This is a genomic window from Paraglaciecola algarum (assembly GCF_021532655.1).
In the GTDB taxonomy this organism is placed as follows: Bacteria; Pseudomonadota; Gammaproteobacteria; order Enterobacterales; family Alteromonadaceae; genus Paraglaciecola; species Paraglaciecola algarum.
In genome coordinates this window covers 306084-319171 of record NZ_JAKGAS010000005.1, presented here as the reverse complement: position 1 = coordinate 319171, position 13088 = coordinate 306084, and the positions used below count along the sequence as shown (strand labels likewise).

The following is a 13088-nucleotide window of genomic DNA, read 5'->3' as shown; positions in this document are numbered from 1 at the left end:
TTGCTATAACTATTAGAGGTTTAATCTTGACTTGCTTTTAGCTTATTATCTGCTCATCTGGTAAATGTACATTGTTGATTATGTTTAAATTTTTTATTGTGACTTTTGAAGTTCTTGCCTTGGTAATGGTGCTTCGTACATCATTCGTGCAGTTTTGGCTATCCGATATACAATCTTCTGCAGCGGATTGGATGTTAGAAATGTCTATGCTGATTGATAATCAGCAACTTGAAAAATTGAGAGCTGAAATATCTCCACATACCCAAAACTTAAATGGTTACCAAAGAGATTACTTACGTCAAATTACTGATAATAAAGCAGCATTAGGAAGTTTTAATCAGTTTTATTGTCAAAATGGTGATAAAAACCCGTACATTTACGGTGCAAGCTTGCATTATGTATGCAGTGAAATTGGCCGTACAGGTATTCTTAAAAGTTAAAATAAATCTATGAATTGAACGTGTCCTTTAACTGGATAACAAATTTAGCGCCGCCTAATTTCGAATCAGTGACAAAACATTTGCCTTTATGCCAATCAATTATACGTTTAACTATTGCCAAACCTAACCCAGCACCGCCTTTTGTTCGATTACGACTTTCATCTGGTCTAAAGAATGGGCTAAATATTTTTTCTCGTATATCTGGCGCGATACCCTTGCCATCGTCTTCGATACATATTTCAATATTGCTTGGGTTTTTATATAAATTGATATGTAGTTGTTTATTGGCGTAACGTGAAGCGTTAACAATTAAATTACTCACTGCGCGCTCCATAAAGTGTTCGTCGGCCAAAGCATGGATGTCATCGCCATTAATTTCTGTGTTTATACCTTGCAAGTGGCTATTCTCTAAGCGCTGAATAATTTTAGTACATAACTTTTTGACTGGAATTTCTGTCCAATTCATTTCAGGTATTTGCACATTGCTACTGGCGTAATCGAGCATCTCCTGGACTAACCTTTCCAGTTCATTGATATCTTGTTGCATCTCCAACCAAGGAGCGTTGGGTGTTTGAGGCTGCATAGCTAAAGAAAACTTTAGTCTGGCTAATGGTGTTCTAAACTCATGTGCGACTGCGCCACTTAGCTCTCTTTGATTTTGTATCAATTCATTTATTTGCGAACGCATATCATTAATTGCTATGGCAATCGGGGCTATTAACGAGGTGTTACTAATGGTGTTTGGTGCAATGCTGCCGTCAGGCAAAACCTCAGAAACGGTTTTTTGTAGTCGAGATAAATCTCGCCATAGAGGCCATATCCATAGGGCGATTACGCCTCCTAAACATAAAAAAAACACCACGCTGTAGATAAAAAACTGTTGTGAAGACGATTGATATTCAGGCAGAGATATTTCTAGTAATTGTTGCGGGCTAATCTTTAAATAAAGTTGCTCTCCTACTTGAGGATCAAAAAAGGTTAATATTTTGCCTTGATGTAATTTAGTTAAATTATCTTGACTCCAAGCAAAATCTTTTATGAATTTGGTTTGATAATTTAAATTTAGCTCGCTTAAAAAGTTTTCAATATTGGCATTCTGTTTGTGTGCAGCTTGGATGAATGATACGTATGACGTGCTAGAGGGTAGGTCTTCACTTACAATAAATAGCTTTTCTAGGCCCGCGCTCAGACCAATCAAAGCAATTGTAATAAATATATATAAACTAATAAATAGGCGCGCCATTAATCATCCCAAGCGTCGGCCACAAAAAAGAAGCCCTTGCCCCAAATGGTTTTTATGCGATAAGGATGTTGGCTGTTGTCTAGAAGTTTTTTTCTGAGTCGGGAGATACGTACGTCTGCGCTTCGATCGAGTCCATCGTATTCTCGGCCGATTAATTCGGTGTATAAAGTTTCTCGCTCTACTAGTTGGGATGGGGTTTCAGCTAACTTCCATAACATGTCAAATTCATGGCTGGTTAACATCACATCTGTGCCGGCAAGGATCGCGGTACGAGTAGAACGGTCGATAACTAATTTTCCAAAGATTAATTGTTCTTTATGGCTACTTGATTGTACAGGCTCAGTACTGCGTCGTAAAAGAGCGTTAATGCGGGCTAATAATACTCTAGGTTCGACTGGCTTAATGATGTAATCATCAGCGCCAATCTCAAGACCTAATACTTGATCAAAGTCGTCGTTTTTTGCGGTCATAAATAACAAGGGACCAGCAAAGTGTGGGCGAATCTTTTTACATAAGGTAAAGCCGTTATCACCAGGTAACATTATGTCTAAGAGTATGATGTCTGGAGCAAAACTTTTGACTTCTGCATTTAAGTTTTCACCATCAATTAAGGTTTTAACCTGAAAATCATTTTCTTGGAGAAATTTACAAACCAGTGCACTTAACCTTTCATCATCTTCAACTAATAATACTTTTTTCATTAAAAAATACTCCAGGGGTTGCGTATTCTCCTGCGCTTTGCAAATGTTGCCTGATATTTAATAGACAACGCTTGGCTGAGCACTGTTTGTTGATCTTTGTTTTTTAGCATAAGTACAGCGTTTTGTTTGATTGTTATTGAAATTTCATTTAAAAACTTGCCTTGTTCTGAGCAACTCAATTGTTGATCATCTAAAAACAAGCAGTGTAAACCTGTAGGCAGGTTTTCTATTTCTATATTAATTGTTAGTTGGCAATTATCGCCGACTTTATCTGAAATACATATATTGGGTTGGATCGACCAAGCAGCCGACATTGCAGCAATCTGATGGCAAAAAAAGATACTGATAATTAACACACTGATTTTCAAATCAATAGTCCATTAAAAACGATAGGCGACACCCATAAATACACGTTTAATATTTGAATCTTTGACTATTGGACTCAAATACATCGAGTCAGGTAATTGACGAAAGCTAACATTTGTTAACCATAACCACTTGTCATTTATTGGCCTTTGTATGGCAAGTGCTAGGTATGTTTCAATTCCTGCATCAGCTACATACCAGTGGAAAGAATCATCAATGTCTTCTTGATCAATACCGTAATAATAATTCAATAATTTCTGGCTTTTCCAATTTGCGCCAATTTGGGTATTGAACTGTGTTTTTTGCCAAGCCCATTTAATACTATAGGCAAGCTCAACTATACTACCTTGGTGCACTCCACTAATATCATTTTGCCAACTAGCAGTTAATTCCATATTGTCTAAAAAGTAATGCCAACGAAGCCCTGCGTTAATCGCCCATTTACGTTTAGATATTTGGTCGATAGAAATTCCATCGTTAGCAGGAGAGACTGGGGAGGTAATATGTTCGTCAAACCTTTCATCTTCACTTGGTCTTAAAGTGGGTGGGGCTACAGCATTAATTTGGCTATTGCCAGTTAATAGATTAGCAGGATGGAAGAAGCTAAAAAAAGCGCGTTCTTGATCTAGGCTAACAAAACTTTCTACTGCGAATTTGTCCTGGTTAATCCATTGGTAACCTAGTTCTCCATTGTCGAAATAGGCCTTTTCTGCGTACCACGCAACATCCGGTAGGATAACCAGTGGTATATTGTCACCGTCTACAAGTGGATTAGTTTTAATACCTAAACCTATAGCTAAGCCAAGCTGCCAACTATCAGTTTTAATGCAATCTTGCTCCGAGCAGGCAAAACTAATTTTGGCTTGGCTAATTAAGCATAGGAAAATTAAACAGCGTACAATAAACAACAAACAAGGGCTCCTAAATTGAATAAACAACTATAGATTAGCAAATATTTTTGATGACTTGTGACAGGGTTACAATTATTCACATTTAGAAGAAAATTGGATCGTAATTGTTACTGGTTATTATCTACAATTTGATTGAAATAAATTTTAGAAGGATTTTTAAGTTATGGTTCAACTAACGACTCAACAACATAGAAGCAATATCGGTAATCAACTTTGTTTAGTGATTATTGCTATGATTATTTTTACCTTAGTGGCGTGTTCTAGTGATAATAAAGAGGTGGCTAACTTGGAGCCGCCACGGCCTACTTTTGTGCCTGAAATAAATGAGGCTACAAGTTTTTCAGGGCCGCTAATTCGGGCTGGTCAAAACTCGGTTGGCCGATTTATAAGAAATGGAATTTATTCAGCGACTAATCATTATGCTATAGATCAAAGGTTTGAAACAGCGGTGCCTGTTCAGCCTACAGCAGATCAAAACGTGACTAATGACTTTTCAACAACCAATACTCAGGAAGTAGGTGTCGATGAAGCCGATAGAATTAAATATAACGGTGACACTTTATATATTGCCGCTGATTCACAATGGCATTTAGAACAACAAGTTCCAGCCCATGTTCGAGTATTGGAAAGGCAAACAGATTTCTCACTAGCAGAAACTGCTGAATTACCCTTAACGGATAATTATTCGTATATTGATGGTTTGTATGAGCAAAATGAGCACTTGGCGGTCCTGTCTAATACTGGACAAATATATACCTTGTACACTTTTGCCCCAGAACCTTGGTTACCGCTAGAAAGTCAGTTGTTGTTAGATATTTACGATACTAGTATCCCTGCTTCCCCTCTTGTTAAAAATAAAATTAAGATAGACGGTACTATGTTATCCAGCCGCAGAATTGGTGATTATCTCTACATAGTTAATGGTTACACTGCCTCTGTTAATGGCCTTAATACAAGCGCCGCTTCTGAAAAAGAACAACTAGCTAATTATCTAGCCATTTTAGATACACCAGACTCAGATTTGATGCCTAAAATATATATTGATGGCGATGAAGGCACTCCACTTAATCAGCCAGCTGATTGCATGATCCCACAGCAAGCTTCTGAGCAAGATGGTTATGCGCATTTATTGACTATACTGCGAATTAATATGACTAATATATCGGATATTTCATCTAGTTGTATCAGTGCCGTTGCAGAAGTTATGTATATGTCTACCGATAACCTGTATTTAACTTCCACTTCAGAAAATCAAACAATCTTACATAAAATATCACTAGATTCAGAGCTAACTTATCAAGCTACTGGTGCTGTGGATGGAGTAATTGGCTGGCGTAGCGCGCCTAATTTACGCCTGAGTGAGTATCAAAATAGTCTACGTATTGTTTCAAGTGATTATTCGAGTGGTGAACCCATACATAAATTGTCTGTATTGCAACAAGATGGCGACCAACTTGAAGTAATAGGGACTTTACCAAATGAGGCCGCGCCAGAGCCTATCGGTAAACCTGGAGAAGACATTTACGCCGTAAGATTTTTTGCTGACCGAGGATATATAGTTACCTTTGAAAGAATTGATCCTCTATATGTGATTGATTTAGCCCTACCCACCAATCCTAAATTATTGGGTGAACTTGAAATTCCGGGGTTTTCGAATTATTTACACCCTTTAGATAATGGATATTTATTAGGTGTAGGGCAACAGGTAAACCCTAGGTTTATTCCAGAAGAGGGAGATATCTTAGATGATACTAATGTGGAAGATGAGCCAGTCTCAGAAGAGGGCATGAAGGTCAGTTTGTTTGATATCACAGACCCGAGTAACCCTGTTGAAGTTAATAATTTAATCTATCCACAAAGTTATACCCCAGTAGAACATGATTATCGAGCATTAACTGTACTTAACACAGGCGGAAGTTATAAGCTGGCTATGCCACTCGAAACCTGGGGAGTGAGTAAGACGGAAGAGCGAAGAATTTGGTGGACACAAAATAGTTTGTTGTTATTAGAGGTTGATACTACTTCAGTGACTCCTGAGTTGATCCAGCGTAATAAGTTAACCGTGAAGCCTGAAACAGAACACTATATTTATGGTGGGCAAGATCGGAGTGTGATCCATGGACAAGAAGTCTATTATATCCATGGCAATCAAGTATGGCATTCACAATGGGTCGAAGGTGGAGACATATTGGGACCCTATTAAACTTGATTGGTATAACTTAGGGAGCTAGCTTCCTAAGTTGAAACAATTATGAAGAGGTTAATATGCAAAAGTTAGTATATACATTGGTTATGTTTTCTATCGCAACCTTTAGTGGTTCGGCTTACAGCCAAGCTTTGCTTGAAATTGAATGGTATGAGCCAGAAAAGTATACCGACGTGCGTGCGTCTTATGGTGGCCGACAAAGATTTAAGCAGTCTACTTTTAAACGGCTAGATGAGTATATTTTAAAGTTGGCACAGTCACTACCAGATGGTCATAAGCTTAAGTTGAAAGTGACGGATTTAGATTTAGCTGGGCATGTTTGGCCGTCATCATTTGTTGGCTTTGGTAATGGTGCGTCTGATATTAGGGTGATTAAAGGAGTGGATATTCCACGTATGTACTTCAGTTACCAACTTATCGATGGTAAAGATGATTTGGTGCAACAAGCTGATGTAAAACTAAAAGATATGGCTTTTTTACAGACTCACAATAGTCACTTTTCTAAGGACGGCTTGCGTTACGAAAAAAACATGCTTAAACGATGGTTTAATCAAGAGTTTAAAAACTTAGTTGAAGTTAACAAGTCGTAAGTTTTTGGGCTGGTAATTAAATTAATCCAAAGTGGCCGACCATTACATATTGCTAGAATACACTTTATAGGTGTTTTTACCTGCATGTTTTGCCATATAAAGAGCGACGTCTGCTTGCTTTAGTATGGCTTCAGGCATTAATACCTGTTGTGGAGTGGAAATTGCTACTCCCATACTTATGGTAACTCTCTTGTCTATTGAACTATATTCGTGAGCTAGATTTTGCGATTGTATAGATTCAAAAATGTGTTGAACCCTTTCCAATGCACCAGGTAAATCTGTATTAGGTAATACACAAACAAACTCTTCGCCACCATAACGAGCCACAAAGTCACTTTCTCTTTGTAGTGCGTTAGAGATGATTTGGGCAATAGATTTTAGGCACTCATCACCTGCGGAGTGACCATAATTGTCGTTATACAGTTTGAAAAAGTCTATATCTATAAGTAATACAGCGACCGAGAACTTTTGTCTGACTGACAATTCAATGTCGTGTTGTAATCTAATATCTAGTGCTCGGCGGTTTGCTATTTTAGTTAATCCATCTGTCAAAGACATAAGCTCTAACTTTTCTTTTTGTATTTCAATAGTGTCGGCAAATTTGTTAAATGCGTCAGCCAAATCTGTAATTTCGTCATTACCAGTTATGACATTTCTACCTTCCTGGCCCTTAATTTTGTTTTGCACCATTAGATTAACGTTTTGTAATCTTTTTAAGATCCTATTTTGAATAAAGAATAAGATAATAAACATTAAAATTATGGCCATCAAAATAATACCACCTATGGTATTTATCTGATTTTCTGTATCTTCTACAGATAAAGCTACTTGCTTAAATATATTGGTTTTTGTCTCGTTAGTTGTTATTTCTAATAATCGAGAAAAATCTTCGATTAGGTGGCGCATAAAGTTTTCTCTACCTTTTACTCTTCCGGTTAACTTTAGATGCGAGATAACTAGATGTTCCAATCCATCTGATGCAAATATTGTATGTTTAATAGTTCGAATTATATTTTGTTGTTCAATCGTGTTTGCATGTTTTGTATCAGTAATTTGAATACTCATAACTTGCTGCTTAACTCTTGCAAATAAACCTCGTACCTCTTGCATTCGTTTGGCATTAATCGCTTGATCTGTGATTAACATCAATCTTGATAATTGTGAAATCCAGCTTTCTTCAGAGTCAGAATATGAAGGTTTACGGGGAGATTGTTGAATTAAATCAAAAGCATGGGTAAACAAGGTGTACATGTTTTGTCGTTTAGCGGCTAGTTTTTTATTGATGTCTGCTCTTTGCCAGATTAAGTCAGAAAACTCGAGTAGTTCAAGATTAATAATTTCTAGCTGCTTATCTAGAAAACTGTCATCTAGTTTTTTACTAGATAAACTTTTAATCTTCCTTATGTAGGTATTCAATTCTTGCTCGGCTAGTCGTTTAGCTGCGTCTGAGTTCGCATTAGCAAGTAAATCGGTAAATTGTAACAATTGTGAAGCTTCATTATATAATTCCCCTGAAAGCACTATAGTAGGAAGTGCTTGTTCGGAAAAATTTTTAAGTACAGTTTCAAAGTTAACTAGTCGGGAAAAGGTCAACCAAGTTACCAATAAAAATAAGGATAGTATGATAGACAAAGCAATACCAAAAAAGCGTATTAAAGGAATACGTACATTGTTTGGTTTTTTCATTAATCTAGCCTCACTACTCTAGACTCTATAAGAGGGGCAATCTTGCCAAGTTTTTGGATATTTAAAATTACGATATCAGAAATCAGCGGAAGAGCGGTATTTGAGGATGTGGAATCTAGTTTATTAGATAGGCTATCAAACCCATCCCCGCCGTTGGCTAAATAGTCATCTGTAGCCACTAAATACCTTTTATTTAAATCAATTGGCATTCCGTTTATTTTGATGTTTGTCACTCTATTACCTGACGGTTGAGTACTGCTAAAGCTGTAGGATAATCCAGAAACATGTAAGAATCGGCCTCTAATGAGTTCTACTTCACTTACCCCATGTTCTAAGGCTTGGCGAATTTGCTCACCTGTGGCTGATGCTCTAGTCACTCGATTTCTATAGGGGAGTTCGGTGGCAATATCTCTGCGAGTTAAAATGGTATTGGCTATGTATTTTTTATTGCCTCGAATTGAACCGCCATTAATAAATGCAACATCTGCTTGGTAATATTCTCGTAGAGTATCGGTGACAAAATTAGCAAAGGCATTTTCTTGGGTACGGACTAATTCGCGAGATGTATCTATAGGCACATTTAATTGGCCTATTGTTTGGTTGAGTAGCCTATCTAGTCTGTGATTGTATTCGTTGATTTGCATACTAACGAGGGGGTCTTCAGGATATTCATTTAATAAAACTTCCTGGCTGGTTACTGTGGGATCGTCAGGTTTAGAAGCACTCCATGTAATATTTAATAGCAGCGCTCTATCGTCGTCAGTAATACTGAAAATATTTGGGTGTGTTAACGTATTTAAATTGGCATTATCACGGTCAGAGCGAGCCCTTATAGCAATATTTATTAAACCTGAGTCTAATAGTTCTTTATAAAAAGCATGTTTTTTAGAAAAAACCATGACTACAAAGTCGGCACCTTGGCGACGTAGTTTTTTAGCTTGCCCTTCAACAATGGTTTGGGATTCGAAAACTTTTACACGATTGAGTAAATATTCTTGCACCAATTCTTCTTCAAGAATCGAAAGAAACCCAACTTTATGTCCATTTTTGTTAATGATAACGTTATTGTAAAGTCCTTCGATGTTACCAGAGGTAAGGGGATCAATTATATTACTGGCGACAAGAGGAAAGGCTGCCTCATCAGAGCGAAGTGATAACTCATCTTCATAATAACTAAACTCTCGTTTACGCACTGTCATTAGATCGGGCTCAAGTGAATTGAGAATATCAACAATATGCGACCCACGATCAAAACCTGCCATGGGGCTTGGTCCTAGACTGCCGCCTCCAAATACAAATATGCTGTTGTTTTCTTGGATCTGACGTTGCTGATTTAACAAAGAGGATAGGCGGCTATAATTACCTTGATCGGAATTGGCGATATTCTGCATATTAGCAGCAAAGATTATTTGCACTTGCTGATCATCAGCCAAGCAATTAGTGGCTGCTAAAAAGGTTCCCATTAAAAATAATAAGGTGCTTAACTTCGGCATTGACACTTCGCTACTTAAAAAAATGACACTCCATTGTACAAAAAACCGTGAAAGACTGCAGGCCTATCACGGTTTATTTGTAAAAACTTTAGTTTTAGTAAACTAGCTTAGATTAGAGGTTAGAAATAGTCTCTTGTTGCTCCTTTAGTTTATCTATCTGCATACTAAAATCAGCTAGTTTGGCTTTTTCCTTGTCGATAACGGCTGGTGGAGCATTGCTTACAAACTTCTCGTTACTTAACTTGCCTTGTGTTCTTGCGCAATCTTTTTCAAGTTTATCTAAAGCTTTGTTAATTCGAGCTAATTCTGCGTCTTTATCAATTAAGCCGGCCATTGGGATCATGATTTCTAAGGATCCTAATAACGAAGTGGCACAAGCTGGAGCTTGCTCGTCGTCATTTAATGGCGTGGCTGCTTCTAACTTAGCCATAGATTCTAAGAATATGCGGTTTTCGTCTAAACGCCTTAGGTCTTCATTAGAAGCATTACGCAGTAATACCGAAAGCGGTTTGCTGGGTGCTATGTCCATTTCACCACGAATGGTTCTAATGGCTAATACAAAACCTTTTACCCACTCCAAATCGGCCATAGCAGTTGCATCCACTTTTGACTCATCATATTCAGGATAAGCTTGATTCATTATGGTTGCAGACTGGCAATTGGCTAATGGTGCGACACTTTGCCAAATGGTTTCAGTGATAAATGGCATGATGGGATGCATGAGTTTAAGCAAAGACTCTAATACAGTGATTAAAGTATGGCGAGTTCCACGCTGTTGTTCAGTATTGCCTTTAAGAATGATAGGTTTAGTCAATTCAATATACCAGCCGCAGAATTGATCCCAGGTGAATTCATACAGAATTTTTGCAGCAATATCGAAGCGATAGGTGTCCATAGCTTCGCGATAGGCTTTAATGGTTTGCTGATATTGCCCCATAATCCATTTATCAGCCAAAGATAATGTCATTTCATTAGCTGAGTTAAATCCACAATCAAACTCTTGAGTGTTCATTAATACAAAGTTACTGGCATTCCACAACTTGTTACAGAAGTTGCGATAACCTTCTAAACGTTTCATATCCCAGTTAATGTCGCGACCTGTAGAGGCTAAAGCAGCTAAAGTGAAGCGTAATGCGTCTGTTCCGTGAGACTCAATACCATCAGGGAATTGTTTAGTGGTTTGTTTTTTGATTTTTTCAGCCATTTTAGGCTGCATCATATTGCCTGTACGTTTTTCTAATAATTCGTCTAACGAGATGCCGTCGATCATATCCAAAGGATCGATGACGTTACCTTTTGACTTAGACATCTTGTTGCCTTCGTCATCTCGAATTAAGCCAGTAACATACACAGTTTTAAATGGCACTTGAGGTTTGCCATTTTCATCTTTGATGAAATGCATAGTCATCATGATCATTCTGGCCACCCAGAAGAAAATAATGTCAAAACCTGTGACCAGTACATCGGTCGGGTGGAAGGTTTTTAAGTCTTCGGTATTTTCTGGCCAACCTAAGGTAGAAAATGTCCACAAAGCAGATGAGAACCAGGTATCCAACACATCCTCGTCTTGTCTAAGTTTGACATCGGCAGATAGATTATTGTCTTCGCGTACTTGTGCTTCATCACGGCCTACATACACTTTTCCGCTCTCGTCGTACCATGCTGGAATTCTATGGCCCCACCACAATTGACGAGAAATACACCAATCTTGAATATCGTTCATCCAAGAGAAGTACATGTTTTCGTATTGTTTAGGCACGAATTGAATATCGCCGTTGGTCACCGCTTCGGTGGCCACTTTAGCTAAGGGGGCTGCACGCACATACCATTGGTCAGTTAACATTGGCTCTATTACCACGCCGCCTCTGTCACCATACGGAACAGTTAAGTCGTGATCTTTAATTTCATCCAATAAATCAATTTCTTCAAACTTAGCCACCACTGCCTTACGGGCAGCAAATCTTTCTAAGCCCTGAAATGCTTTTGGTAAGTTTGAACTTTCAACATCACTGGCTTCACCATTGGTATCAAAAACTTCAGCTTGCTGGCGAATTTCTCCGGTGAAAGTCAAAATGTTGATCATAGGTAATTTGTGACGTTTACCTACTTCGTAATCGTTAAAGTCGTGAGCTGGGGTGATTTTTACACAACCCGTGCCTTTTTCCATGTCAGCATGTTCATCACCAACAATAGGGATCCGACGATTAACTAAAGGCAAGTCGATAAATTTACCGATTAGCTCTTTATAGCGAGGATCTTCTGGGTTAACCGCAACACCAGTGTCGCCTAATACGGTTTCTGGCCGAGTAGTGGCTACAATTAAATAATCTTTGCCGTCTGCTGTTTTTACGCCGTCAGCTAATGGATAACGAAAATGCCACATGAAACCTTTTTTGTCTTTGTTTTCGACTTCAAGATCAGAAATGGCCGTTTGTAATTTAGGATCCCAGTTAACCAGACGTTTACCACGATAGATTAGATCTTCAGCATGCAGGCGCACAAACACTTCATTTACCGCACTAGACAGTCCTTCATCCATAGTGAATCTTTCACGATCCCAATCTACAGAAGTACCCAATCGGCGCATTTGATTGGTGATAGTGTTGCCAGATTCAGCTTTCCAATCCCATATTTTTTCAATAAATTTATCGCGGCCTAATTCTTTACGAGTAGGGCCGTTTTCTGCTGCGAGTTTACGCTCAACTACCATTTGTGTAGCGATACCAGCGTGATCTGTACCGACTTGCCATAAGGTATTGTTGCCAGACATACGTTTATAGCGGGTCAGGGCATCCATTATGGTTTGTTGAAATGCGTGGCCCATGTGCAGACTGCCAGTCACATTAGGTGGTGGGATCATAATGCAATAAGGTTCACCTTCGCCCGAAGGTTTAAACTGTCCACTATCTTCCCAGTTTTGATAAATTTTTTGTTCAATATTTTGTGGATTAAAAGTCTTATCCATGGTGTTGTGTCTCGTTAATGCTAGAGGCGGGCAGGGTATCGAGTTGATTTCCTGCTGCTCTATAATGTTTATATCGTTCTCTGGCTTGTACTTTCAATGCTTCTAAAGCGGGTACAAAATCAATGACTTGCCTAAATCGTTGATGAAAAGCCGGAATATGATCAGTCAAATTAATTAATACTGGGCGGTTAAATTGACTCGGTGGTTGCCAACAAATTTCTACCGGTGCACCGCCAACAGGACCTTCACCAGCTAAATTGTGTGGAACAAAAGCGTCGTTAGGCAGTTGCCATAACAATTCATCAAACTGTTCAGCTTGTTGTTGATTCTGGCAATAAATCAAACACTTTTGTTTTTGTCGGTAATGTTGGGTTGCTAATAAACAAGCCAGGGCAAAATGCGCTGGCTGTTGATTTATTTCTGCTGTTTCATCAAGTAGATAAAACGTCACGTTTGACATTTATTTCAAGGCCTTAATTAATGACTA

Annotated in this window: 11 protein-coding genes; 3 read left to right on the top strand and 8 right to left on the bottom strand. The window is 38.3% G+C overall.

The features are described 5' to 3' along the window. Positions 1 to 80: 80 nt before the first annotated feature. Positions 81 to 440: a hypothetical protein gene (locus L0668_RS11580; RefSeq protein ID WP_235312739.1), complete on the top strand. Its 360-nt coding sequence runs from the start codon at positions 81 to 83 to the stop codon at positions 438 to 440. Positions 441 to 447: 7 nt separating this feature from the next. Here the strand turns inward: L0668_RS11580 and L0668_RS11575 are convergent, their stop codons facing one another. From L0668_RS11575 to L0668_RS11560, 4 genes are read right to left on the bottom strand one after another with little or no spacing between them, the layout of a single operon-like run. Beyond that, positions 448 to 1683: an ATP-binding protein gene (locus tag L0668_RS11575; RefSeq protein ID WP_235312737.1), complete on the bottom strand. Its 1236-nt coding sequence runs from the start codon at positions 1681 to 1683 to the stop codon at positions 448 to 450. Next, a complete protein-coding gene (locus tag L0668_RS11570) occupies positions 1683 to 2384 on the bottom strand; it encodes a response regulator (RefSeq protein ID WP_235312735.1) in 702 nt (233 codons plus the stop codon). Before L0668_RS11570 ends, L0668_RS11575 begins: the two co-directional genes overlap by 1 nt. Next, positions 2384 to 2752 (bottom strand): DUF3019 domain-containing protein, encoded by a 369-nt coding sequence (locus tag L0668_RS11565; RefSeq protein WP_235312733.1) that lies wholly within the window; start codon positions 2750 to 2752, stop codon positions 2384 to 2386. The genes L0668_RS11570 and L0668_RS11565 overlap by 1 nt, the downstream gene beginning before the upstream one ends. Before the next feature lie 12 nt (positions 2753 to 2764). Then, on the bottom strand, positions 2765 to 3661 hold the full coding sequence (locus L0668_RS11560; RefSeq protein WP_235312732.1) for a MipA/OmpV family protein: 897 nt from the start codon (positions 3659 to 3661) through the stop codon (positions 2765 to 2767). A 163-nt stretch (positions 3662 to 3824) separates the two neighbouring features. Between L0668_RS11560 and L0668_RS11555 the strand changes: the two genes are divergently transcribed. Both L0668_RS11555 and L0668_RS11550 read left to right on the top strand, forming a co-directional pair. Further along, positions 3825 to 5864: a beta-propeller domain-containing protein gene (locus L0668_RS11555; RefSeq protein ID WP_235312730.1), complete on the top strand. Its 2040-nt coding sequence runs from the start codon at positions 3825 to 3827 to the stop codon at positions 5862 to 5864. A 62-nt stretch (positions 5865 to 5926) separates the two neighbouring features. Further along, positions 5927 to 6457, top strand: a complete 531-nt coding sequence (locus L0668_RS11550) for a DUF3016 domain-containing protein (protein WP_235312728.1) — start codon at positions 5927 to 5929, stop codon at positions 6455 to 6457. A gap of 42 nt (positions 6458 to 6499) precedes the next feature. Here L0668_RS11550 and L0668_RS11545 read toward each other — a convergent pair whose 3' ends face one another. The 4 genes from L0668_RS11545 to L0668_RS11530 form a co-directional block, all read right to left on the bottom strand. Further along, positions 6500 to 8143 carry a GGDEF domain-containing protein gene (locus L0668_RS11545; RefSeq protein ID WP_235312727.1) on the bottom strand — a complete coding sequence of 548 codons (1644 nt, stop codon included), beginning with the start codon at positions 8141 to 8143 and terminating at the stop codon, positions 6500 to 6502. Then, entirely contained in the window at positions 8143 to 9636 is a 1494-nt protein-coding gene (locus L0668_RS11540) for a bifunctional metallophosphatase/5'-nucleotidase (RefSeq protein WP_235312726.1), read from the bottom strand. The genes L0668_RS11545 and L0668_RS11540 overlap by 1 nt, the downstream gene beginning before the upstream one ends. A 112-nt stretch (positions 9637 to 9748) precedes the next feature. Continuing rightward, complete coding sequence (locus tag L0668_RS11535) at positions 9749 to 12601, bottom strand: valine--tRNA ligase (RefSeq protein ID WP_235312725.1); 2853 nt, start codon at positions 12599 to 12601, stop codon at positions 9749 to 9751. Further along, positions 12594 to 13061: a DNA polymerase III subunit chi gene (locus L0668_RS11530; RefSeq protein WP_235312724.1), complete on the bottom strand. Its 468-nt coding sequence runs from the start codon at positions 13059 to 13061 to the stop codon at positions 12594 to 12596. Before L0668_RS11530 ends, L0668_RS11535 begins: the two co-directional genes overlap by 8 nt. Between the last annotated feature and the right edge of the window lie 27 nt (positions 13062 to 13088).